Genomic DNA, 22465 nt, shown 5'->3' with positions numbered 1-22465 from the left:
CAACCCCTGCGGGGCCGGGCGCTTTTGCGTTTTGAGCGCGTCGCCCGGCTTGACCGTAGCCCCCACTACGCCCTGCGCCGGGCTCCTCCTCAAAACGCAAAATCGCCACGGCGCAGCGATTCAATATGAAAAGGAAACGGTCTAGGCATCCATCAGGCCTTCGCCACCACTTCGGCGATGGCCTTGCCGACATCCTGGGTGTTGGCCTGACCGCCCATGTCGGGCGTGCGCGGGCCGGCCACCAGCACTTCCTCGATGGCTTTCAGGATGGCGTCGGCGGCCTTCTGGTGGCCGAGATGCTCCAGCATCATGGCGCCGGACCAGACCTGGGCAATCGGGTTGGCGACGCCCTTGCCGGCGATATCCGGCGCCGAACCATGCACCGGCTCAAACAGCGACGGAAACGCGCCTTCCGGGTTCAGGTTGGCGGACGGCGCGATGCCGATGGTGCCGGTGCAGGCGGGGCCGAGATCCGACAGGATGTCGCCGAACAGATTCGAGCCGACCACGACGTCGAACCAGTCCGGGTGCAGCACGAAATGCGCCGTCAGGATGTCGATATGGAATTTGTCGACCCGCACATCGGGATACTTCTTCGCCATCTCGACGACGCGCTCGTCCCAGTAGGGCATGGTGATCGAGATGCCGTTCGACTTGGTGGCCGAGGTGAGATGCTTCTTCGGCCGCTTCTGCGCCAGGTCGAAGGCGAATTTCAGGATGCGGTCCGTGCCCGTGCGGGTCAGGAACGTCTCCTGGACGACGAATTCGCGGTCGGTGCCGCCAAACATGCGGCCGCCGACCGAGGAATATTCGCCCTCGGTATTCTCGCGTACGACATAGAAATCAATGTCGCCCGGCTTGCGGTTGGCCAGCGGCGAGGGGATGCCCGGCATCAGCCGCACCGGGCGGAGATTCACATACTGGTCGAACTCGCGGCGCCACTTGATCAGCGAGCCCCAGAGCGAGATATGGTCCGGCACCTTCTCGGGCCAGCCGACGGCACCGAAGAAGATGGCGTCATGGCCGCCGATCTGCTGCTTCCAGTCCTCCGGCATCATCATGCCGTGCTTCAGGTAGTAGTCGCAGCTCCAGTCGAAACTGTCGAAGCTGAAGTCGATGCCGAACCGGCGTGCCGCCGCATCGAGCACGCGCAGGCCTTCCGGCACCACTTCCTTGCCGATGCCGTCGCCTGGGATAACCGCTATTCTGTGAGCCATGATCTCTGCTTTGCCTCTATTGCACTGACAACTGGGGTTGCACTGAAAACCGGTCAGTCGGCGTATTGCCCCGCCGCGTTGATGATCGGCGCCCACTTGGCGATCTCGCTGTCGAGGTGGCTGCGCAAGGCCGCCGGGGTGGCGCGCTCGGCCGCCACCGGCGTGGTGCCGATATCGTTGAAACGCTTTACCAGATCGGGCTCATGCAGCGCCACCTTCAAGGCGGCCGAGAGCCGCTCGACGATGGCTGCCGGCGTACCCTTCGGCGCATAGAGGCCGTGCCAGACATTGACCTCGAAGCCCTTTAGCCCGGCCTCGTCGGCGGTCGGCAGGTCGGGCAGTTGCGGGATGCGGGTGAGCGTGGTGGCGGCGTAGGCCTTCACCTTGTTGGTGCGGATCTGGCTGGTGGTGTTGGTGGTCTGGTCGCAGGTCAGGTCCAGTGTCTTGCCCAGTAAATCCTGCATCACTGGAGCGTTGCCGCGATAGCTCACGGTGTTGAGCTGCGCCTTGGTGGCGCTCATGAACAGCATGCCGCAGAGATGCGAGGCGGCGCCGATGCCGGCATTGCCATAGCTCACCTTGCCGCCTTCTTTCTGCACATAGGCGATCAGTTCGGCCAGGTTGTTCGGCGGCAGGTCGTCGCGGCCGATAATGGTCATGGGCGCATCGGTGAGCAGGCCGATGGGGGCGAAGGCGGTCTTGGTGTCGTAAGGCAGCTTGCGGTACAGCGTCGCGGCGGTGGAGATGCCGACATGGTGCACCAGCAGGGTATGACCGTCCGGCTCGGCGGTGGCGACCCGGTTGGCGCCGATGGTGCCGCCCGCACCGGTGGCATTCTCCACCACGATCTGGGCGCCGCCGAGCTGCTTCGAGAGGCCCTGCGCGGTGAGACGGCCGACCGTATCCGTGGCGCCGCCGGCAGCAAACGGCACGATGATGGTGATGGTCCGGCTCGGGTAGTTAGCCTGGGCCGAAGCCTCGAATGGGGCAGCCAGCAATAAGGCGGCCGTGGCGATCCATGCTGCGCGCATCTCGATTTTCCTCCTGATTATCCCGGTTTTCCCTCGGCTGCTTTGGCCGGGGCTTTTGTCTTTCCGGGGTTGAGACTAGGGTTTCGCCAAAGCAGCCCGCAAATGCCGATCCAGCTTCATTCAATGCCGGATTGGCATAATGGGGCAGGAGGGGAGAGCCGTGGAAATCACCTGGCTGGAGGATTTCGTCGCCCTGGCGGAGCATATGAACTTCTCTCGCGCCGCCGCCGCACGGCAGGTGACGCAGCCGGCTTTCGGCCGCCGCATCTCGGCGCTGGAACGCTGGGTCGGGGCGCCGCTGGTCGACCGCGAGACGCATCGCCTCAGCCTCACCGCCGCCGGGGCACAGTTCCTGCCGGTGGCCGAGGAAACTATCCGCCGCCTGCGCCAGGGGCGGCGTGAAGCATTGGACGCCGCCAATATCGCCGCCTCCCTGCGCTTTGCCGCCACCAATGCCCTGGCGCTGACCTTCTTTCCCGCTTGGCTACGGCAACTCGGCGCTTCAGTATCCACCAGCGCCATCAACCTGGTGGCCGACAACATGCAGGGCTGTGAGCAGATCATGCTGGATGGCCAGGCGCAGTTCCTGCTCTGCCATTACCACCCGGCGGCGGCGACAAGGTTGAACCCGAACGACTTCGCTTCCGTGCGGCTGGGCATGGACATGCTGGTGCCGGTGACGGCGCCGGATGGGGCAGGGATGCCCCGGCATGCCTTGCCAGGCAGTCCTGAGCAGCCGGTGTCTTATCTGGCGTTCAGCGAGCAATCCGGCATGGGCCGCATCCTGGCGGCAAGCTGGGCCCAGGATGGCTGCGCGGCACATCTCAAACCGGTGTTTACCTCACATGTGGCGGTGGTGCTGAAATCGCTCGCCGCCGATGGCCGCGGCGTTGCCTGGGCGCCTTTGAGCCTGGTGGCCGAGGATCTCGCCGCAGGCCAGAATCTGGTCCGCGCAGGGCCTGGGGCCTGGGACATCGCCATGGAAATCCGCCTCTACCGCCCGCGCGCGCGGCAGAACGGCAATGCCGAAGCCTTCTGGAAAATGCTCAAAGAGGCGGAGGCCTCATAGCCACTACGGCTAGGTGCTGGATGCGGCCCCCTCATACCTAAAGCCGTCATGGTACGCGTAGGCGTACCATCCACGCGTTTTTTGTTGCTTTGTTAGGAAGTAAAAGCACTCGTGGATGGTCGGCCTGCGCCGACCATGACGACTATTTTTTTAATCTGGCCGGAATAGACAACCCAAAAGCTAAACCGGACTGCCACCGGTATAAGCGCGGAGGCCTAAAGCGCGATCAGCGCGTCGCGGTGCGTGACGCTGCGGCTGGTGCTGTCGAAGCGCATCAGGTCTTCGCCGATCAGCACCGGGCCGGCGAAATCGGCGCGCACTTCATCCAGCAGCTTCATGCGGTCGAACACCACCGGGACGAAATGGTTGAGGATCAGGCATTTCGCCTGGGCCTCGCGCGCCACTTTGCCGACCTCGGTGGAGAGCGTGTGATAGGCGGCGACATTCTGGATGGTTTCCGGCCCACGCACACCGGGCAGGGCCAGCATCTCGCGGTGGATGAAGCATTCATGCACCAGGGCGTCGGCGCCTTTGGCTGCCGCAATGAGTTCAGGGCAATAGGCGGTATCACCGCTGAACGCCACGCGGTGCGTGCCGTCGTCGAACACGTAACCGAAGGCCGCCGTCACCGGCTGGTGCCGCACGGCAATCGCGGTGATGCTGAGCGCGCCGTCGCGGATCACGTCGCCATCCTGCAACTCGGTAACGTCGAGTTGCAGGGCCGTGGTGGAGGGCCGCTTCTCATGGGCAATGCGGGCATCGAGTTCGGGTTTCCACAGGGCCATCAGGCCGGCGGCATAGGCCTTGGTGCCGCGCGGGCCATAGATGCGCTGCGGCTTGTCGCGGCCCTGGTGCCAGGAGGAAACGATCAGTTGGTAGAGATCGACCAGATGATCGGAATGCAGATGGGTGAGGAATAACGCCTCGATGCGCTTGCCGGCCGAACCGGCGCCGAGCAGCCGCTGCGTTACGCCGGAGCCGCAATCGACCAGGTAATGCTTATCCTGCCAGTCCAGCAGGCTGGCGGGGCCGTAGCGGTCGGTGGAGACTTGCGGGCAGCCGGTGCCGAGCAGCGTGACTTGCATGATCAGCGCCGCAGCCTGAGGAACGGCACCAGCTCGCCGGCCTTTACCGGCGGCGCCAGGGCAGGGCGGATCACCAGGCCATCGGCATCGGTGAGCAGCCGGAGCATCGAACTGTCCTGTTTCGACGAGGCATCCACTACCAGGCGGCCATCGGCCTCCTGGCGCAGCCGGGCGCGCAGGTAATCCTCGCGCTTGTCATTCGCCGCCAGTTCGGTGGCGCTGGGCACCAGTTCGGTCTGCACGGTCCAGTCCTGCCCGAGCATGGCAAGGATCGCCGGGCGCAGAAAAAGCTGCCCACAGACCAAGGCCGAGACCGGATTGCCGGGCAGACCGAGCAAAGGGATGCTGCCCTTGTCGCGTAGATCAGCGCGACCGAACATCAGCGGCTTGCCCGGGCGCATGGCGATTTTCCAGAAGTCGATGCCGCCGCCGCCGGTGCCAAGCACCTTGTGGATCAGATCATGCTCGCCGACGCTGGCGCCGCCGAGCGTGATCAGCAGATCGCAGCCGGCAGCCGCTTCCGCCTTGGCGCGCAGGTCGGCTTCGGTGTCGCGTGCGATGCCGAGATCGACGGCCTCGCCGCCGGACTCTCTCACCAGCGCGCAGATGCCGAAATTGTTCGACGACACGATCTGGTTTGGGCCGATCGGATCGCCAGGACGGGCCAGTTCATCGCCGGTGGCCAGCACGGCGATGCGCGGCTTGCGCCGTACCGCCAGCCAGGGCCGGTTCATGGCGGCGGCCAATGCGATGTCGGTGGGGCCAAGCTGGCGGCCTTCCGGGATCAGCAGGTCGCCTTCGGAGAAATCCAGGCCGGCACGGCGGATCCACTGCCCCGGCTTCGGCGCCTCGCGCACGGTGAGCAGGCCATCGGCGCCCAAATCCGCGTCTTCCTGGATCACGATGGCATCGGCGCCATCAGGCAGCGGCGCGCCGGTGAAGATGCGCACGGTTTCGCCCAAGCCGACTGCGCCTTCGAAGCGAGCACCGGCGGCGACCGCGCCAATCGGCGTCAGCGTGGTGGGGATAGTGCCGAGATCGGCCTGCCGTGCCGCCCAGCCATCCATGGCGCTGACGGCGAAGGGCGGCTGGGTGCGGCGCGCGGTCAGCGCTTCGGCCAGCACGCGGCCCAGGCCATCCGCCAGCGCCACCGTCTCAGCCGGCATGCGCGGCAGCGCGGCCAGGATGCGGGCGCGGGCGTCACTCACCGGTATCATGGGCTGGCCGGTATCATTTGGCCTCGAAGGTGCCGGACTTGCCGCCGGATTTATGCAGCAGGCGCAGGTCGGTGATGGTCATGCCGCGATCCACCGCTTTCACCATGTCGTAGAGCGTCAGCGCCGTCACGCTGGCGGCGGTCAGCGCCTCCATCTCCACGCCGGTCTTGCCCTTGAGCTTGCAGGTGGCGGTGATGTCGATGCAGTTCTGCCGGCGCAACGGCTTCAGTTCCACCGTCACCTTGGTCAACGCCAGCGGATGGCAGAGCGGGATCAGCTCATGGGTGCGCTTGGCCGCCATGATGCCGGCAATGCGCGCGGTGGCCAGCACGTCGCCTTTCGGCGCGTTGCCGGAAAGGATCAGCTTCAACGTCGCCGCCTGCATATGCACGCGGGCACCGGCCACCGCCACGCGCTCGGTCTCGGCCTTGTCTGACACATCGACCATATGGGCATGGCCCTGGTCGTCGAGATGCGAGAGCTTCGGCTTGTTTTTCGCCATGGTCACTCGGCTTTGCCGGTCAGCAGCAACTGCGTTGCCGCGCGCACGTCCGGCTGGCGCATCAGGCTTTCGCCGACCAGGAAGCAATGCGCGCCGATCCGCGCCATGCGGTCGAGATCGGCCTTGGTGTGGAGGCCGGACTCCGATACCAGCGTGTAGCCTGCCGGAACCAGCGCGGACAGCGCCTCGGACGTGGCGAGGCTCACTTCCAGCGTCTTGAGATTGCGGTTGTTGACACCAAGCAGCTTGGATTTCAGCTTCAGCGCCCGCTCGGTCTCGGCGGCATCATGCACTTCCACCAGCACATCCAGGCCGAAGGCAATCGCCGCGTCTTCCAGTTCGGCGGCCTGGGCATCGCTCAGGGCTGCCATGATCAGCAGGATGCAATCGGCGCCGAGCGCGCGGGCTTCCGCCACCTGGTAGGTGTCGAGCATGAAATCCTTGCGGATGATCGGCAAGGGCGCAGCGGCGCGTGCTTGCTGGAGGTAGAGATCGCTGCCTTGAAAATACGGTACGTCGGTGAGCACGCTGAGGCAGGCGGCGCCGCCATCCTGATAGGCGCGGGCGAGGCTCGGCGGATCGAAGTCGGCGCGGATCAGGCCCTTGGACGGCGAGGCCTTCTTGATCTCGGCGATCAGGCCATAGCCGCCGGCGGCAACCTTGGCCTTGAGCGCGGCATGGAAGCCGCGCGGTGCCACGGTCAGGCGTGCCTCGGCTTCCACGTCAGCATAGCTCTTGGCCGCCTTGGCTTTGGCGATATGCACCAGCTTGTCGGCGCAGATCTTGGCCAGCACGTCACTCACGGGCGGCCTCCGGCAAGGTTTCGTGGGTGATCTCGACGAGCTTCGCCAGCGCGGCGCGGGCCTTGCCGCTGTCGATCGCCTCGGCCGCCAGTTTCGCACCGTCCTTGAGATTGGCCGCGCGGCCAGCGATCAACAGGGCGGCGCCGGCATTCAGCAGCACGATATCGCGGAAGGCATTCTTGTCGCCGTTCAGCACGCCGCGCAACGCCACGGCATTGGTCACCGGATCGTCGCCCTTGAGCAGGTCGAACGGCACGCGCGAGAGGCCGGCATCTTCCGGCACCACCTCGAAATCGCTGACCACGCCGTTATTGAGTTCGGACACATAGGTCGGGCCGGTGAGGGTCATCTCATCCAGGCCATCGGAACCATGCATGACCCAGACGCGCTCGGAACCGAGCTTGCCCATCACTTCCGCCAGCGGCCGCACCCATTGCTTGGCGAACACGCCAAGCAACTGCCGCTTCACGAAAGCCGGGTTGGAAAGGGGGCCGAGCAGGTTGAAAATGGTGCGGGTGCCGAGCTCGACGCGGGTCGGGCCGACATGGCGCATGGCGCCGTGATGCCGTGGCGCCATCAGGAAGCCGACGCCGGCCTCATGGACGGCCTTCTCGATCAGCCGCAGGTCGCAATCGATATTGACGCCCAGTGCGGTCAGCACATCCGCGGCACCGGTCTTGGATGACAGCGCGCGGTTGCCATGCTTGGCCACCGGCACACCGGCTCCGGCCACCACCAGCGCCGAGCAGGTGGAGACGTTCCAGGTGCCCTTGGCATCGCCGCCGGTGCCAACGATGTCGATGGCGTTATCCGGCGCCTTCACGCTGGTGACTTTCGCGCGCAGGGTCAGTGCGCCGCCGGTAATCTCGTCCACCGTCTCGCCGCGCACGCGCAAAGCCATCAGGAAGCCGCCCATCTGCGATGGCGTGGCGTTGCCCGACATCATTACGTCAAAGGCGAGGCGGGAATCCTCGACGCTGAGGGAAGCGCCGCCGGCCACCTGATTGAGCAGGCGCTTGAAGCTGTCGACGTCTGCGCTCATGCCGCCTGGCCCTGGCTAGCTTGAGCTTTGACGGCTTTCTCCAGCACCTCGTCCTCGACGCCCAGGCCGCAGCCGCGCAGGAAATTCGCCAACATGCGCAGGCCATGCTCGGAGGCGATGCTTTCGGGATGGAACTGCACGCCATGCACCGGCAGGGCGGCATGGGCCAGGCCCATCATCACGCCATCCTCGGCATAGGCATTGCCGCGCAGCGAATTCGGCAGGGTTTCAGGCGCCACGGTCAGCGAATGGTAGCGGGTGGCAAGGAAATCCTGCGGCAGCCCGGCGAACACGCCGGTATTGTCATGTTTGATCCGGCTCAGCTTGCCATGCAGTGGCTGCGGCGCCCGCACCACCTGGCCGCCGAAGGCCTGGCCGATGGCCTGATGCCCAAGGCATACGCCGAAGATCGGCGTGGTGTCGGCAGCGGCGTGGATCAGGTCGAGGCAGATGCCGGCACGATCCGGGTCGCAGGGGCCGGGCGACAGCACGATGCCGTTCGGCTTCAGCGCCATCACCTCGCGCACCGACTTCTCGTCGTTGCGGAATACCTCCACTTTCTGGCCCAGCATCCCGAAATAATGGACCAGGTTCCAGGTGAAGCTGTCGTAATTGTCGATCAGTACCAGCATGTTCGCCTCGGCTAAGCGGAGGCACCGTAAAGCATTTCAGCCCAAGGGTGAACCGCCGTGACAGGGGGATTTTATGCCCCGGGAATGCGCGGGAAAGGCTTTTCCATACCGGTAATGATATGGAAATGCGCCAAACTATAATCTCGTCATACCTTTATTATGATCGAATCTGCGCCTAAACTGCCTGCCATATAACGAAAAACCAACCAGGGAGTGAAACTATGGGTATAGGTCGTCGTCGTTTTCTGACCCTTGCCGGCGCTGCCGCCGTCGCTTCTCCCCTTGTCGGCAGCCCGATGGTGATCCGCAACGCCCGCGCGCAGGCGCAGGTGACGCTGAAGCTGCACCATTTCCTGCCGGCGGTGTCGAATGTCCATACCAAGCTGTGGACGCCGTGGGCGAAGAAGCTTGAAGCCGAGTCCGGCGGCCGCCTCAAGGTGGATATCTTCCCGGCGATGCAGCTTGGCGGCGCGCCGCCGCAGCTTTTCGACCAGGCGCGCGACGGCGTGGCCGATCTGGTCTGGACCCTGCCGGGCAACACGCCGGGCCGTTTCCCAGGCGTCGAGGTGTTCGAACTGCCCTTCGTCGCCGCCAAGCGCGGAATTGCCAATGCCCAGGCGACGCAGGAATTCTACGAGACCTATCTGCGCGAGGAATTCAAGGAAGTGCATCCCATCGTGGTCTGGTCGCATGACGGCGGCCTGATCCACGCCTCCAAGCCGGTGAAGACCATGGAGGATTTGAAGGGCATGAAGCTGCGTTCGCCGACGCGCTTTGCCGGCGAGGCGCTGAAGGCGCTCGGCGCCACCGGCATTCCGATGCCAATTCCGCAATTGCCCGAGGCGCTGGCGCAGAAGGTGCTGGATGGCTGCGTCATCCCGTGGGAAGTGGTGCCGGCGGTGAAGGTGCATGAGCTGGTAAAGAACCATATCGAGATTCCGGGTTCGCCGACGCTCTACACCGCCACCTTCATCCTGGCGATGAACAAGGCCAAGTATGCCTCGCTGCCTGCCGACCTGAAGCAGATCCTGGATGCCAATTCCGGCCAGGCACTGGCCAAGCTGGCCGGCGAGATGTGGGACAACGAAGGCGTTGCGGTTGCCGACATGGTGCGCAAGCGCTCCAACTCGATCACCGCGATCAGCGCCGACGAAGCCGCGCGCTGGCGCAAGGCCACCCAGCCGGTGATCGACGACTGGATCAAGGCGATGAAGGACAAGGGCGTGGATGGCGGCAAGATGCTGGAGCATGCCCGCGCCCTGGTGGCCAAGTACGACAAGGCCTGATAGCGCTTGCAGCACAACGAATGCCCGGGTTTCGGCCCGGGCATTTCTTTTGCGATAACACAGTAAACGTATACGAAAAAAGACATGGATGCGGCTGCGGAAGCGTGGCAAGAGGGTGCGGGGGCAAGCGGCAAACCGCGATGGGTGAAGCAGTATGAACGATAACGACACTCCTGCCGGCGATCAGCGCGCCGTGCTGGCCGGCATCACCCGGCCGCTGGCTATCCTTGGCGGCCTGATGGTGATGGCGGCGGCTTTCGTGGTCATGGTCAGTGTTGTCATCCGTGGCAGCGGGCTTGGCGCCATCGGCGGCGATTTCGAGATCGTGCAGATGGCGACGGCACTTTCGGTCTTCTGCTTCCTGCCCTATTGCCAGGCGCGGCGCGGCAATATCGTGGTGGATACCTTCACCAACTGGCTGCCGCAGCGCGCGCGCGATCTGCTCGATGCGTTGTGGGATATCGTCTATGCCGTGATGGCCGGCATCATCTCGGTGCAGTTGCTGCGCGGCGCCATGGACACGATCAAAAGCAACACGGTTTCCATGGTGCTGGGCCTGCCGACCGGCTGGGCCATTGGCGTGGCTTCCGTGCTCGCCGCCATACTCTGCCTGGTCACCCTGGCAACGGCTTGGACGCTGATCCGGAGGAAGTCATGAGCGGCCTGATGCTGGGCCTGACGGCCTTCGTCGCGATGCTCGGGCTGATCGCGCTGCGCATGCCGGTGGGGCTTGCCATGCTGGTGGTCGGCAGCATCGGCTATACCCATCTGACCAGCGGCGCGATTTTCCTGAACTACCTGAAATCGACGCCGTATCACCTGTTTTCCAATTATACGCTCTCGGTGATCGCGCTGTTCATCCTGATGGGCGCCTTCGCCGAACGTGGCGGCCAGTCGCGCAACCTGTTCCTCGCCGCCGCCGCTTTGGTCGGCAAGGTGCGCGGCGGCATGGCGATGGCGGTGATCTGGGCGGCAACGATCTTCGCCGCCATCTGCGGCTCCTCGGTGGCTACCACGGCCACCTTCGGCCGCGCCGTGCTGCCGGAACTGAAGCGTTACAATTACGGCATGGCGCTGGCTACCGGCACCATCGCGATCAGCGGCGTGATCGGCATTCTGATTCCGCCCTCGATCATCCTGGTGGTCTATGCCATTTCCACCGAGCAGAATATTGTCAAGCTGTTCTCGGCGGCGCTGATTCCGGGCCTGCTGGCATCCGTGTTCTACACCATCGCCATCGCCTGGACGGTGCGCCGCGATCCCGCCGCCGGCCCGGTGCAGGAAATCGCCTTGCAGGGGCCTGAACGCCGCCGCGTACTGCTTCGGGTCTGGGGCTTCCTTGGCGTTGTGCTGCTGGTGCTGGGCGGCATCTATGCCGGCATTTTCACGCCCACGGAGGGCGCCGCTGTGGGTACTGTGGCGACTTTCGTGCTGGCGCTGAGCCAGCGCGAACTGAACTGGGACTCGATCAAGACCTGCCTGCTGCAGACCGGCGAGACGGCGGCGATGATCTTCGCCATCCTGCTCGGCGCCGAGGTGTTCAACGCCTTCCTGGCACTCACCCAACTGCCGATGCAGCTTGCCGATGCCATTGCCGGCTCCGGCCTGCCGCCCTATGGCGTGATGGTGCTGCTTCTGGTGGCCTATCTGGTGCTCGGCGCGGTAATGGACGAGTTGGCGATGATCCTGCTCACCCTGCCGATCTTCTTCCCAGTGGTGATGGCGCTGGATTTCGGCCTACCACCGGATGAGGTGGCGATCTGGTTCGGCATCCTGGTGCTGGTGGTTGTAGGCATCGGCCTCACGGCGCCGCCAATCGGCATGAACGTGTTCGTGGTCAGCGCCATAGCCAAGGACGTACCTATCGTCACTACCTATCGCGGCGTGCTGCCGTTCATTGCCGCCGATATCACCCGCCTGGCGCTGCTCACAGCTTTTCCGGCGATTTCGCTCTGGCTGATGCGGCTGCTGGATTAGGTGCCAATGACGGAAACGTGCTTTCGGGTCGCGCAAAAATCGGCGTAAGTTTGGCGCCAGATCAAGCAAGGATTGCGAGGAAGCCGTGGCGGTGCCGTCTGGGCAGATCGCTTTCGAGATTGATGACGGCGCTCGGCTCGCCACCATTGTCTTCCTCGGCTGCGTCACCGATCAGCAGTTGATCGAGCTTTATTCCGCCGGCGGCTTCGATGACGCGGCAATCAGCGGCTATAGCTTTCTCTTCGATCTGCGCCAGACAGCGTGGATTCCGGATGTGGCCACTATTCGCCAGCTTGCGCTGCGCATGCGCCAAGTGCGGGAACAGGCTGGTGCTGGCACCGATAAGCGCCGCATCGCTATCGTGCGGCGCGACAATCCGGAAGTTTACGCTGCTACCCGAGGTGCAAAGACACAGGCGGAGATCGGGCAGGAGCGCCTGCGCTATTTCAACGATATCTGTGCTGCCCGGTTTTGGCTCGAGGCCCGCGTTTGAATTGAATGCAATCAAGCGGTTAGCTGGAGCGGCGCCTGCGCTGGTGTTTAAATAGTCAATGTTTTTGAATAACTTATGGACTTTCTGCCGAATCTATAGGCGCGACAAAAACTAGGCAGAGCCTAGAATGACGGGAACCATAACCCTGGAGCTCGTCATGCCCGCCAAAGCCTCCCGCACTATCCTGAAGCCCTCGCGCCGTACCCTGCTGGCCACCTCGGCCGCCGCTCTGGCCGCGCCCTTCATGCCGAAGCGGATCTATGCCCAGACCGCCAGGACGGCGGTGAAATTCTCCCTCAACCTGCCGCGCAACGGCACCAACTCGCCGTTCATCTACGCGCTGGAGAAGGGCTACTTCGCCGCCGAGGGCATCGAGATCACCGCCATGGACCCGGCATCGGGTGCCGATGCGCTGCAACGCGTGGCATCCATGACATATGACGCCAGTTTCGCCGATCTCACCTCGCTGGGTGAATTCTATGCCGGCTTCCCGGAGCAGGTGCCGCTGGCGGTGTTCAATATCTACAAGGTCACGCCCGCCGCCATCGTGAGCTGGAAATCCTCCAAGATCACCAAGCCGGCGGACCTGATCGGCAAGACCGTGGGCGGGCCGCTCACCGACAACGCCTTCAAGCTGTTCCCGGTCTTCTACAAGGTGAACGGCCTCGATCCGGCGCAGGTGAAGTTCAACAATGTCGATATCCGGCTGCGTGAAAGCCAGTTGATCCGCCGCGAAGTCGATGCCGTCACCGGCTTTGATTCCACCGTGTGGCTGAACCTGAAGGGCCTGGGCCACAAGATCGAGGATGTCTCGATCATGCTCTATGCCGATCACGGCCTCGACTTCTACGGCAACTCGGTGGTGGTCTCGCGCAAGTTCCTGAAAGACAACGAAGCCGCCATTCCGGGCATCTGCCGCGCCGTCTGCCGCGGCTGGCAGGATGCGATGAAGAATTCCAAGGCCGTGACCGATGCGCTGGTGAAGGCCGATGCCCTGGTGAAGCCGGATATCGAACAGGACCGCCTGGAATGGGTGCTGACGCACCAGGTGCGCACGGAAGAGGGCAGGAAGCTGGGGCTGGGCGCCATTGATCCGGCCAAGCTGCAGCGTGGCATCAACACCATCGCCAGCGCCTATAACCTCTCCAAGACCGCCACCGTGGACGCCATCTGGTCGGACAAGTACCTGCCGCCGGCAAGTATGCGGGCCATCGCCTAACCCTGGATTGCACCAGCACAATTTAGCTATTCCCCTGCCGCCCGGCGGGCGCTATATCGATGCGGCGTTTTCATCGCCAATCGAGAGGAGTGCAGGACCATGGATACGATCCGGGTCGCGATTTTGGGTGCCAGCGGTTATACCGGCGCGGAGCTGCTCCGCCTGCTGGTGCGGCATCCGCGCGTCCGCATCGTGGCGCTCACCGCCGACCGCAAGGCGGGCGAGGGCATCGAGACCGTGTTCCCGCAATTCCTCGGCTATGACCTGCCCAAGCTGGTGTCGATCAAGGAAGTCGATTTCAGCGGCGTCGATGCCGTGTTCTGCGCCCTGCCGCACGGCACCACGCAGGAAGTGATCGCGGGCCTGCCCACGCATCTCAAGGTGATCGACCTCTCGGCCGACTTCCGGCTCACCAGCCTGGAGGATTACGCCAAGTGGTACGGCCATGAGCACCGGGCGCCGGACCTGCAGAAGGAAGCGGTCTACGGCCTCACCGAAGTTTATCGCGACAAGGTACGGCAGGCGCGGCTGGTGGCCAATCCGGGCTGCTATCCGACCTCGGCGCAACTGCCGCTGATCCCGCTGCTGCAGGCCGGCCAGATCGACCCGGATGATATCGTGATCGATGCCAAGTCGGGCGTTTCGGGTGCCGGCCGGGCGGCGAAGGAAGGTTCGCTGTTCTGCGAAGTCACCGAAGGCGTGCATGCCTATGGCGTGGCCTCGCACCGGCATGGCCCGGAGATCGAGCAAATTCTTTCGGAAGCCACCGGCCAGCCGATCATGGTGAACTTCACGCCGCATCTGATGCCGATGAGCCGCGGCATGCTGTCCAGCATCTATGTGAAGCTGAAGGATGGCGCCACGGCGGAAGACCTGCGGGCCACGCTGGTCAAGCGCTATGCCGACGAACAGTTTGTGAAGGTGGTGCCGCAGGGCGTGGCGCCGCAGACACGGCATGTGCGTGGCACCAACCTGGCGCATATCGGCGTGTTTGCCGACCGGCTCAAGGGCCGCGCCATGCTGTTCTGCACCATCGACAACCTGATGAAGGGCGCGAGCGGGCAGGCGGTGCAGAACTTCAACGTCATGTTCGGCATTCCGGAAACCGTCGGGCTCGAGCAGCTCGCGATGTTCCCGTAAGGCCGTAAGCATGGCCGTGCAGCAGCCGCTGATCCTGCCATTCGGCGACCAGTATCCGCGCATCGCCGCGGATGCCTTCATCGCGCCGAATGCGGTGGTGGTCGGCGATGTGGAAATTGGTGCCGGTAGTTCGCTGTGGTTCAACGTCACCGTTCGCGGCGACGTGCATTCGATCCGCATTGGTGCCGGCACCAATATCCAGGATGGCACGGTGGTGCATGTCACCACCGACCGTTTCTCCACCACCATTGGCGACAACGTGTCGGTGGGCCACATGGCCTTGCTGCATGGCTGCGTGCTGGAGGATGGCGCCTTCGTCGGCATGACCGCGACGGTGATGGATGGCTGCGTCATTGAAGGCGGCGGCATGCTTGCAGCCGGGGCGCTGCTCACGCCGGGCAAGCGCGTCAAGGCTGGCGAACTCTGGGCCGGGCGTCCGGCTGCCTTCCTGCGTCCGATCCAGGACAAGGAAGTGGCGATGATGCAGAACACGCCGCGCCATTATGCCGCGCTTGGCGCCAAGTACCGCGCCACTCTAGCTGGTATTTAAGTCAAAATTTTAAGGATTTGTTGACGAATCCAACGGCATTTTGCGGGATGATGGACCCAGGAGGGGCCTGATGACCGAGAGCAATGCTGCTCATGCCGATTTCTTCGACCAGATACGCCAGCATGGCGTATTTCTGGCCAACAAGAATGCCAAGATTCCGCGCGGCAAGCAGCTTACCTTAAGCGGCGCCGACCTAACCGGCATCAAGCTGGCCGGCACCAATCTGCAGCGCACGATCTTCCAGGGCTGCCGCTTCTATTGCGCCGATCTGCGCGATGTCGATTTCAGCCAGGCGGTGCTGTCCGGCTGCGATTTCTCAGGCGCCGACCTGACCAACGCACGCATGATCTGGACCAACCTGCGCGGCGCTGACCTGTCGCGTGCCATCCTCAAGGGTACCCGGTTCGAGAATGCCGATATGCGGCCGCTGACCGAGCCGCCGACATTGCCGCATGGCAAGGGCGGCACGGTGATGCTGAACGAGAGCAACCTGCACAACACCAATCTGAGTCAGGCCAAGTTGCTGGGTGCTTCCTTCGTCGGTGCCATTCTTGATGGCGCGATTCTGGAGAATGCCGATCTCGAAGGCGCGGACTTCTCCTATGCCACGCTGAGCGGCGTGCAATTGAAGGGCGCCAAGCTGCGCGATGCCAATTTCCGCCTGGCGGATATGACGCAGGATATGTTCAAGCAGCTCAAAGGCTCGGATGCCCGCGTGCCGGATCCGGTGGCACAGCATATTCTGGATGAAACGGTGCGCCAGCATATGCGCTGGGTGGAAACCGAGGGCACCGCGGGCCGCCGTGCCGTGATGGTCGGCTGGTACATGGCCGGTGCCTATCTGGCGCAGGTGAACCTGAGTGGCGCCGATCTGCGGCAATGCAATCTCGCCAATGCCAACCTGCATGGCGCCAAGCTGATCTGCTCCGACCTGCGCGACGCCAACCTGATGTATGCCAATTTCACCGATGCCGATCTGCGCGGCTCGGCGATAGACGGCGCGCGCGGCATCCCGACCACGCTCAAGACCTGAAGATTTCTGAAAGAGGCGAGTCTAACGCCGGAACCTGCCGCCTGGACCTGTGCCCGCGCTGGCGGCCGGTCGGCTGCCGGATTGCGCGTTGAGGCCACGCACTGCCTTGAGGATGCGGCGCCACAGCAAATGGCCGACGAAATTGCCGCTGGAAAACATCTCATCCACCCGGGAGGCGGCATGGACTTCGGCATGGCGCGCGCCATGGTCCGCGATCAGGTCGCGGGCGGCTCGCCAGATATCGGCATCGCTGGTCATGGCGGCATCCTGCCGGCAAAGGTTAAGCGAAGCGTAAACGCATATGGTGAACAGGCATTAAGCCTGTTTCTTGTCCGGGCTTATTCTTCGACCGGATCCTTGGTCATGTCCACGGCGATGCGCAGGCTGTCGAGAAGTTCCTTCTCCAGCCGGCCGCCGACCCCCGTGATGCCGCGCGCCAGCACCACATAGAGCGCGTCGATATGGATCGAGATGACCTCGAACTGGCGATCGTTGGGCAGCGCCATCTTGCTCATGAAGTCGTGCAGCGACTTGGCCAGATGGGTCAACAGCGGGAAGCCGAAAGTGCCGCCCATGCCCTTCACGTCGAAAGCCAGGTCGGTGATGTTGTTCAGAATGAAGATGCGCTGGAATTCATCGGTTTCGGCTTCGGCGGCCAGACGGCGCATCTCGCGCAGTTTGCCCAGCACCTCATTGGAGAACTCATCCTTGCTCTCCATGATGGTGGCTTCGATCTTGGAGCGCACCTCGTCCGTGAGGTTCAGCTCAAGGCCGGTCTTGTAATTGACCGCACGCTGTTTCAGGCCCTGAGGGGCCTTGATGAAGCGGGCGCGTTCCTTTCTGGTCGCCATGTCCGTCGAATCGATAACGTCAGTGTTAAATGCCACCCGAGGTTATATCGGGCTGGCTGGGGAAAGAATAGACCCCGCTTGAGGGCGGAAATCGGCCGTTTACGGACTGTTCGGCTCAAAAAAAGGCCCCCGGCAGGGTATCCGGGGGCCTCTGGTGGCGGAGACGGGTGAAGGGGTGGGGATCAACTACCCAGAACGCCGCCATCGAGTTTGGTGATCACGATGACCGACGGCCGGGGCGGCATGTCGTCGCGGAAATCCGGCCAGCGGGTGGCCGGATCCTCGAAACTGGAAACCTTGCCGTTCTTGGTGAAGCTCTCGGCGCCATCGGCGGCCGGGTGCTGCACCGAGACGAACAGGCTCTTGTCGTCGGGGGTGAAATAGGGGCCGCAGATCTCGGCGCCGACCGGGTTGCGGTAGAACATCTTCGACTTGCCGCGGTTCGGGCCTTCGGTCTCCACCGCCCAGATGCCGTCGGCGGTGCCGCTGGCCTTCTTCCAGGCTTCGCCCTGGTCGGTGCCAACCCAGAAGCGGCCCTGGCTGTCGAAGGCGGCATTGTCGGGGCAGGCGAACCAGCCATTGACGCTGGTTTCCGGGCCATAGGAGCCGGCCACCGCCGGGTTCAGCGGATCGCCACCCTTGATGAACAAATCCCAGGTGAAGCGCAGCGCGGCATGGTCTCCATTGGCTTCCACCATCTCGACGATCTGGCCCCATTCATTGGCAGCGCGCGGATTGCTGGCATCCACCTGATCGGCCTTGCGGCGGCTGTTGTTGGTCATGATGGCGTAGACCTTGCCGCTCACCGGATTGACTTCCACTTCCTCGGGCCGATCCATCTTGGTGGCGCCGAGCAGGTCGGCGGCGCGGCGGGTCTCGATCAGCACATCGGCCTGGGACTGGAAGCCGTTGGCCTGGTTAAGCGGCCCCTGGCCGAAAACCAGCGGCAGCCATTCGCCGCTGCCATCGGCATTGTAGCGCGCCACATACAGCGTGCCGCTATCCAGCAGGTTCATGTTGGCGGCGCGATCAGCGGCGTTGAAACGGCCCGCCGTGACGAACTTGTAGACATACTCGAAACGCTCGTCGTCGCCGCAATACACCGCCACGCGGCCATCGCGGTTCACCACCGGAGTGGCGCCTTCATGCTTCACGCGGCCAAGCGCGGTGCGCTTCTTCGGCACCGAGCGCGGATCATAGGGATCGACTTCGATGATCCAGCCATAGCGGTTCGGCTCGTTCGGCTCCTTGTTGACATCGAAGCGGTCATGGAACTTGCCCCAGGCATACCAATTGTCCGGCACGCCGAAACGCTTGTGGTTGCGGGCTTCCGGGTTGGCCTCGTCCAGCTTGCCCCAGAAATAGCCGTGGAAGTTTTCCTCGCCCGACAGCACCGTGCCCCAGGGCGTAACGCCGCCGGCGCAGTTGTTGATGGTGCCGATGACGCGGCGGCCCGTGGCATCCGCCTTGGTCTTCATCCGGGCATGGCCTGCGGCCGGGCCAGTGATCTCGAACGGCGTTTCCAGCGCATCCAGGCGGCGGTTATGGCGGCTGCCAGTCACCACCGACCATTTGCCTTCAGGCGTTTTCTGGATTTCCACCACGCTCATGCCATGCGCCGCCATCTCGATGGCGACCAGCTCGGGCGTCATGTCCTTGAAGTTCACTTCCTTCATTTCCTGGCGGCCAAGGCCCGGGAACATCAGTTCTTCGTTGGTGTATTCGTGGTTCACCACCAGCAGGCCGCGGTTCGGATTGCTGCTGCCCAGCGGCAACGGCATGTAGGCGACATAGTCGTTGTTGTAGCCGAACTGCTTCTGCTGCGCCTTGGCAGTCTGGTTGCGCGGATCGAAAGCCGGCGCGTCGGCGGTTACCGGATCGCCCCAGCGGATCAGCACATCGACGTTGTAGCCGGCGGCGACGTGATGGGTGCGGTCGACGCCATGCGTCACCTCGGCGAAGGCGAAGCTGTGGCGGGCCGGGGTCTTGCCCGGGAGCTGGGCCTGGGCCACGGCGCTGTCGGGCAGCAGGGTCGTGGCGGGCAGGGCGGCGAGGGCGGTGCTGGCGGCGAGGCCCTTCAGCAGGTCGCGGCGGCCATAGCGGCGAGCGGCGATCTTGGCGAACACATCGGTCGGCGCGGTGTTGATGCCGATATCCTGCGAGGCTTCGTAGGCCTGGGCGCGGGTCTGGCCGGCCTGGAGGCGGTGGGGTTTGCGAGGCGAATCAAGGGTCATGCCGGTAACTTTTCATAGGGGCTTGCGCGGATGCTGCGGGGCACGTGGCTGGATAGCCTGGGCGCAATACAACCCGATGAAGATTCGATGTCCGATCTGTGACGCATGACGCGACGGACTTCGACTAAGGTCGCAGAGGCGCATCCGGGCTATCCTTTAAAGGACGTTCCCTGACGGCTTCACCAGGACTAGAATTAGCAAAAAATAACGCCATGGCGCCGGGCCTTTATCCGTCAGCCGAGGCGATCTAGCCGGGAGGGGTTATGCGGGTGATTGCAGGTTTACCGTCAGGGTTGCGGGCCGGGGTGCCGGTTCTGGTGATGTTGGTACTGGCGGCCATGGCGGCCTACACGTTCGGGCAGAGCCTGGGCGGCAATGCCCTGCTCGGCGCCCTGCTCGGTATCGGGCTGCTGACACTGCTGGGACTGGTATTCGTGATCGGCGGCGCTGGCGATGGCGGTTTTGGCGAGGCATTGCGGCGCTGGCCCGGCCTGCCTGCGAGCGCGCGGCCGACGGCGCATTTCGGCAGTTTCGAGCGGCTCGACACACTATGGGGTGATCTCCAGGCCGAGCGCGACGGCCTGCGGCAAAGAGTCAGCGAACTGGAACAGGCGGCAGCCGAACAGGCGCGGGCCGGCAAGGCTTCGGTCATGGCGGTGGCCGAGCTTTGCGGCGCCATTGCCGAGGGCGTGCTGCATCGCCGTGTCACCGGCTCGGACGATCAGGCTTTGGCCCAGAGCTTCAACCACATGGCGGAAACGCTGGACGAGGTGGTCGGCGAGTTGAAGCAGCTTTTCGCCCGCATGGCAGAAGGCGATCTGTCGCATGGCATGGACTACACCCAGGGCGGCGATTTCGGCGCCATGCGCGATGGCGCGGAACAGGCGATCCACCGCCTGAGCGAAGTGGTTGGCACTATCCTGCAGGCAGCGAACGAGATTTCCGCCTCCACGGTGCAATTGAACCGCGAAGCCACCGGCCTGGCGCAGAAGGCCGAGGCGCAGTCGGAATCCTTGAGCCAGGTGGCTGCCGATACCCAGAGCCTGAACGAGGCCGCGCATGCCAACGAGGCCGCCGCCAAGCGCGCCAACCAGCAGGCCGGGCAGGCGCGCGGCGCGGCGGAAAACGGCGTCAAGGTGGTGAACCGTTCGATCGAGGCGATGAACGAGATGGCGGAAATGTCGCAGCGCATTTCCGAGATCACCTCGCTGATCAACGAGATTGCCTTCCAGACCAACCTGCTGGCGCTGAATGCCAGCGTGGAAGCGGCCCGCGCCGGCGAAGCGGGAAAAGGCTTTGCCGTGGTGGCGCAGGAAGTGCGCGCGCTGGCCGGGCGCTCCGCCAATGCGTCGAAGGATATTGGCGCCATCATCAAGCAATCGAATGACAAGGTCCGTTCAGGCGTCGAGCTGGTATCGGAAACCGGCACTGTGCTGCAGCAGATTGTCGGCGCCATCGACAGCATGGGGCAGCAGCTTGTCGATATCGAAACCGCGTCAAGCGAACAGGTTGACCGCGTGCGTGGTGTTGCCGGCGCCATCCGGGGCATGGATCAGGGCACCAAGGAATACCTGGCGGTGGTGCAGCGCACCTCGTCGTCGATCCAGGTGATCGACAAGCAGGTGGCGGCGCTGGCGGAGCAGACCGCCTTCGTCACCACGGCTGCCGATCTGCCTTTTGTGCGTGCCGCCAAGCAGGGTGCCGGCCAGATCATGGAAGTCTTCGAGCGCGGCCTGGCCAGCGGCGAAATCCGCCTGGAAGACCTGTTCGACGAGAATTACGTGCCGATCCAGGGCAGCAACCCGCAGCAGCATATGACGCGGTTCGTCAAATTCACCGACGCTTACCTGCCGAAGATTCAGGAACCGATCCTCTCTGCCAATAGCGGCATCGCCTTCTGCGCTGCCATCGACCGCAACGGATTCCTGCCGACCCACAATCTGAAATACAGCCAGCCGCAGGGCAGCGACCCGGTATGGAATGCCGCCAACAGCCGCAACCGCCGCATCTTCGGCGATCCGGTCGGCCTCGCCTGCGGCCGCAACACCAAGCCCTATCTGCTGCAATGCTATCGCCGCGACATGGGCGGCGGCATGCTGCTGCTGATGAAGGACGTGTCAGCCCCAATCAACATCCAGGGCCGCCACTGGGGCGGCTTCCGCATCGGGTTCAAGGTTTAGTTCGACACGGTCGTCATGCCCGGGCTTGACCCGGGCATCTTTATCAATCGGCATGAGATGCGCGGATCAAGTCCGCGCATGACGTTGCTTTTTTTCGTCATGCCCTGCGGAGGCAGGGCATCCACGCGTTTGTTTTTATTCTATCTCCACCCAGACCGGCACGTGGTCGGAAGCTTTTTCCAGGCCGCGCGGCTGGCGGTCGATCTCGCAGGCCTTGAGCCGGTCGGCGAGTTGCGGGCTGAGCAGGAAATGGTCGATACGCAGGCCGTGATTCTTGAACCAGGCGCCGGCCTGGTAATCCCAGAAGGAATAATCCTGCACATGCGGGTGCAGTGCGCGCCAGGCTTCGGTGAGGCCTAAATTAAGCAGCGCGCGGAAACGCTGGCGTGTGTCGACATAGCAGAGTGCGTCTTCCTGCCAGCCTGCCGGATCGTAGACATCGGCATCGGTGGGGCAGACGTTGTAATCGCCAGCGAGCAGGAACGGCACATCGCGCGCCAGCAAGCTGGCGGCATGGGCTTCCAGCCGCCGCATCCAGGCCAGCTTGTACTCATACTTGTCGCCGGGGCGCGGGTTGCCGTTCGGCAGGTAGAGACCGCCCATGGTCACGCCGCCAATATCGGCCTCGATATAGCGTGCCTGTTCGTCGCTATCGTCGCCGGGCAGGCGGGTGCGCACGGCATCCACGGGCAGCTTCGAGAGCAGCGCGACGCCATTATAGCTTTTCTGGCCATGCGGTATGGCCTTGTAGCCCAGCGCCTCGAATTCCAGCGTGGGGAAATCGGCATCGACGCATTTGATTTCCTGCAACAAGGCCACATCCGGCTGAGCGCGTTTCAGCCATTCCAGCACATTGGGCAGGCGGGCCTTCACCGAATTGACATTCCAGGTGGCGATTTTCATG

Annotated in this window: 22 protein-coding genes; 10 read left to right on the top strand and 12 right to left on the bottom strand. The window is 63.8% G+C overall.

What is annotated here, in order from left to right; translation table 11 throughout:
* Window positions 1-152: 152 nt before the first annotated feature.
* Together V6B08_RS19105 and V6B08_RS19100 are read right to left on the bottom strand one after the other, a co-directional pair.
* Window positions 153-1217: a tartrate dehydrogenase gene (locus V6B08_RS19105; protein ID WP_341983904.1), complete on the bottom strand. Its 1065-nt coding sequence runs from the start codon at window positions 1215-1217 to the stop codon at window positions 153-155.
* A gap of 53 nt (window positions 1218-1270) precedes the next feature.
* A complete protein-coding gene (locus tag V6B08_RS19100; protein WP_341983901.1) occupies window positions 1271-2248 on the bottom strand; it encodes a tripartite tricarboxylate transporter substrate-binding protein in 978 nt (325 codons plus the stop codon).
* 160 nt (window positions 2249-2408) lie between these two features.
* On the opposite strand from V6B08_RS19100, the gene V6B08_RS19095 reads away from it, so the two are divergent.
* On the top strand, window positions 2409-3317 hold the full coding sequence (locus V6B08_RS19095) for a LysR family transcriptional regulator (protein WP_341983899.1): 909 nt from the start codon (window positions 2409-2411) through the stop codon (window positions 3315-3317).
* Between the two features lie 215 nt (window positions 3318-3532).
* On the opposite strand, the gene V6B08_RS19090 is transcribed toward V6B08_RS19095, so the two are convergent.
* Genes V6B08_RS19090 through V6B08_RS19065 form a run of 6 tightly spaced genes read right to left on the bottom strand, consistent with a single transcriptional unit; the run spans window position 3533 to window position 8598 of the window.
* Window positions 3533-4402 carry an MBL fold metallo-hydrolase gene (locus tag V6B08_RS19090; protein WP_341983898.1) on the bottom strand — a complete coding sequence of 290 codons (870 nt, stop codon included), beginning with the start codon at window positions 4400-4402 and terminating at the stop codon, window positions 3533-3535.
* A 2-nt stretch (window positions 4403-4404) separates the two neighbouring features.
* Window positions 4405-5619, bottom strand: coding sequence for a molybdopterin molybdotransferase MoeA (locus tag V6B08_RS19085; RefSeq protein WP_341983896.1), 1215 nt, complete (start codon window positions 5617-5619; stop codon window positions 4405-4407).
* A gap of 13 nt (window positions 5620-5632) precedes the next feature.
* On the bottom strand, window positions 5633-6121 hold the full coding sequence (moaC, locus tag V6B08_RS19080; protein ID WP_341984476.1) for a cyclic pyranopterin monophosphate synthase MoaC: 489 nt from the start codon (window positions 6119-6121) through the stop codon (window positions 5633-5635).
* Between the two features lie 2 nt (window positions 6122-6123).
* On the bottom strand, window positions 6124-6924 hold the full coding sequence (gene trpC / locus V6B08_RS19075) for an indole-3-glycerol phosphate synthase TrpC (RefSeq protein WP_341983894.1): 801 nt from the start codon (window positions 6922-6924) through the stop codon (window positions 6124-6126).
* The gene (gene trpD, locus V6B08_RS19070) at window positions 6917-7966 is read right to left on the bottom strand and encodes an anthranilate phosphoribosyltransferase (protein WP_341983892.1); all 1050 of its coding nucleotides are present in this window, start codon (window positions 7964-7966) and stop codon (window positions 6917-6919) included. Before trpD ends, trpC begins: the two co-directional genes overlap by 8 nt.
* Complete coding sequence (locus V6B08_RS19065) at window positions 7963-8598, bottom strand: anthranilate synthase component II (protein WP_341983890.1); 636 nt, start codon at window positions 8596-8598, stop codon at window positions 7963-7965. Before V6B08_RS19065 ends, trpD begins: the two co-directional genes overlap by 4 nt.
* Before the next feature lie 221 nt (window positions 8599-8819).
* On the opposite strand from V6B08_RS19065, the gene V6B08_RS19060 reads away from it, so the two are divergent.
* The 8 genes from V6B08_RS19060 to V6B08_RS19025 all read left to right on the top strand — a co-directional run bounded on the left by V6B08_RS19060 (window position 8820) and on the right by V6B08_RS19025 (window position 16296).
* Window positions 8820-9884, top strand: a complete 1065-nt coding sequence (locus V6B08_RS19060; protein ID WP_341983888.1) for a TRAP transporter substrate-binding protein — start codon at window positions 8820-8822, stop codon at window positions 9882-9884.
* 154 nt (window positions 9885-10038) lie between these two features.
* Complete coding sequence (locus V6B08_RS19055) at window positions 10039-10542, top strand: TRAP transporter small permease (RefSeq protein ID WP_341983886.1); 504 nt, start codon at window positions 10039-10041, stop codon at window positions 10540-10542.
* Window positions 10539-11861 carry a TRAP transporter large permease gene (locus V6B08_RS19050; protein ID WP_341983884.1) on the top strand — a complete coding sequence of 441 codons (1323 nt, stop codon included), beginning with the start codon at window positions 10539-10541 and terminating at the stop codon, window positions 11859-11861. The genes V6B08_RS19055 and V6B08_RS19050 overlap by 4 nt, the downstream gene beginning before the upstream one ends.
* Window positions 11862-11946: 85 nt before the next feature.
* Window positions 11947-12354, top strand: coding sequence for a hypothetical protein (locus tag V6B08_RS19045; RefSeq protein ID WP_341983882.1), 408 nt, complete (start codon window positions 11947-11949; stop codon window positions 12352-12354).
* 157 nt (window positions 12355-12511) lie between these two features.
* Entirely contained in the window at window positions 12512-13573 is a 1062-nt protein-coding gene (locus tag V6B08_RS19040) for an ABC transporter substrate-binding protein (protein ID WP_341983880.1), read from the top strand.
* A gap of 99 nt (window positions 13574-13672) precedes the next feature.
* Window positions 13673-14713 carry an N-acetyl-gamma-glutamyl-phosphate reductase gene (argC, locus tag V6B08_RS19035; protein WP_341983878.1) on the top strand — a complete coding sequence of 347 codons (1041 nt, stop codon included), beginning with the start codon at window positions 13673-13675 and terminating at the stop codon, window positions 14711-14713.
* A 10-nt stretch (window positions 14714-14723) separates the two neighbouring features.
* Window positions 14724-15263: a gamma carbonic anhydrase family protein gene (locus tag V6B08_RS19030; RefSeq protein WP_341983876.1), complete on the top strand. Its 540-nt coding sequence runs from the start codon at window positions 14724-14726 to the stop codon at window positions 15261-15263.
* Window positions 15264-15333: 70 nt separating this feature from the next.
* Complete coding sequence (locus V6B08_RS19025; RefSeq protein WP_341983873.1) at window positions 15334-16296, top strand: pentapeptide repeat-containing protein; 963 nt, start codon at window positions 15334-15336, stop codon at window positions 16294-16296.
* A 21-nt stretch (window positions 16297-16317) separates the two neighbouring features.
* Here the strand turns inward: V6B08_RS19025 and V6B08_RS19020 are convergent, their stop codons facing one another.
* The 3 genes from V6B08_RS19020 to V6B08_RS19010 form a co-directional block, all read right to left on the bottom strand.
* On the bottom strand, window positions 16318-16554 hold the full coding sequence (locus V6B08_RS19020) for a hypothetical protein (protein ID WP_341983871.1): 237 nt from the start codon (window positions 16552-16554) through the stop codon (window positions 16318-16320).
* Window positions 16555-16634: 80 nt separating this feature from the next.
* On the bottom strand, window positions 16635-17147 hold the full coding sequence (locus tag V6B08_RS19015; protein WP_341983869.1) for a hypothetical protein: 513 nt from the start codon (window positions 17145-17147) through the stop codon (window positions 16635-16637).
* Between the two features lie 182 nt (window positions 17148-17329).
* On the bottom strand, window positions 17330-19381 hold the full coding sequence (locus V6B08_RS19010; RefSeq protein WP_341983867.1) for a PhoX family protein: 2052 nt from the start codon (window positions 19379-19381) through the stop codon (window positions 17330-17332).
* A 338-nt stretch (window positions 19382-19719) separates the two neighbouring features.
* Here V6B08_RS19010 and V6B08_RS19005 point away from each other — a divergent pair, with 338 nt between their 5' ends.
* On the top strand, window positions 19720-21561 hold the full coding sequence (locus V6B08_RS19005) for a methyl-accepting chemotaxis protein (protein WP_341983865.1): 1842 nt from the start codon (window positions 19720-19722) through the stop codon (window positions 21559-21561).
* Between the two features lie 135 nt (window positions 21562-21696).
* Here V6B08_RS19005 and xth read toward each other — a convergent pair whose 3' ends face one another.
* Window positions 21697-22464: an exodeoxyribonuclease III gene (xth, locus tag V6B08_RS19000; protein ID WP_341983863.1), complete on the bottom strand. Its 768-nt coding sequence runs from the start codon at window positions 22462-22464 to the stop codon at window positions 21697-21699.
* Window position 22465 lies beyond the last annotated feature (1 nt).

It is taken from the genome of Ferrovibrio sp. MS7 (assembly GCF_038404985.1).
Lineage (GTDB): Bacteria > Pseudomonadota > Alphaproteobacteria > Ferrovibrionales > Ferrovibrionaceae > Ferrovibrio > Ferrovibrio plantarum.
This window is presented reverse-complemented; position numbering and strand designations above follow the sequence as displayed.

Bases quoted from the DNA above. Each gene is read 5' to 3' on its own strand.
- V6B08_RS19030 (WP_341983876.1), top strand. From the start codon at position 14,724: ATGGCCGTGCAGCAGCCGCTGATCCTGCCATTCGGCGACCAGTATCCG.
- V6B08_RS19005 (WP_341983865.1), top strand. From the start codon at position 19,720: ATGGCGGCCTACACGTTCGGGCAGAGCCTGGGCGGCAATGCCCTGCTC.
- V6B08_RS19105 (WP_341983904.1), bottom strand. From the start codon at position 1,217: ATGGCTCACAGAATAGCGGTTATCCCAGGCGACGGCATCGGCAAGGAA.
- V6B08_RS19015 (WP_341983869.1), bottom strand. From the start codon at position 17,147: ATGGCGACCAGAAAGGAACGCGCCCGCTTCATCAAGGCCCCTCAGGGC.
- V6B08_RS19010 (WP_341983867.1), bottom strand. From the start codon at position 19,381: ATGACCCTTGATTCGCCTCGCAAACCCCACCGCCTCCAGGCCGGCCAG.
- V6B08_RS19090 (WP_341983898.1), bottom strand. From the start codon at position 4,402: ATGCAAGTCACGCTGCTCGGCACCGGCTGCCCGCAAGTCTCCACCGAC.
- V6B08_RS19085 (WP_341983896.1), bottom strand. From the start codon at position 5,619: ATGATACCGGTGAGTGACGCCCGCGCCCGCATCCTGGCCGCGCTGCCG.
- V6B08_RS19020 (WP_341983871.1), bottom strand. From the start codon at position 16,554: ATGACCAGCGATGCCGATATCTGGCGAGCCGCCCGCGACCTGATCGCG.
- V6B08_RS19060 (WP_341983888.1), top strand. From the start codon at position 8,820: ATGGGTATAGGTCGTCGTCGTTTTCTGACCCTTGCCGGCGCTGCCGCC.
- xth (WP_341983863.1), bottom strand. From the start codon at position 22,464: ATGAAAATCGCCACCTGGAATGTCAATTCGGTGAAGGCCCGCCTGCCC.
- V6B08_RS19055 (WP_341983886.1), top strand. From the start codon at position 10,039: ATGAACGATAACGACACTCCTGCCGGCGATCAGCGCGCCGTGCTGGCC.
- argC (WP_341983878.1), top strand. From the start codon at position 13,673: ATGGATACGATCCGGGTCGCGATTTTGGGTGCCAGCGGTTATACCGGC.
- moaC (WP_341984476.1), bottom strand. From the start codon at position 6,121: ATGGCGAAAAACAAGCCGAAGCTCTCGCATCTCGACGACCAGGGCCAT.
- V6B08_RS19065 (WP_341983890.1), bottom strand. From the start codon at position 8,598: ATGCTGGTACTGATCGACAATTACGACAGCTTCACCTGGAACCTGGTC.
- V6B08_RS19040 (WP_341983880.1), top strand. From the start codon at position 12,512: ATGCCCGCCAAAGCCTCCCGCACTATCCTGAAGCCCTCGCGCCGTACC.
- trpD (WP_341983892.1), bottom strand. From the start codon at position 7,966: ATGAGCGCAGACGTCGACAGCTTCAAGCGCCTGCTCAATCAGGTGGCC.
- V6B08_RS19100 (WP_341983901.1), bottom strand. From the start codon at position 2,248: ATGCGCGCAGCATGGATCGCCACGGCCGCCTTATTGCTGGCTGCCCCA.
- V6B08_RS19050 (WP_341983884.1), top strand. From the start codon at position 10,539: ATGAGCGGCCTGATGCTGGGCCTGACGGCCTTCGTCGCGATGCTCGGG.
- V6B08_RS19025 (WP_341983873.1), top strand. From the start codon at position 15,334: ATGACCGAGAGCAATGCTGCTCATGCCGATTTCTTCGACCAGATACGC.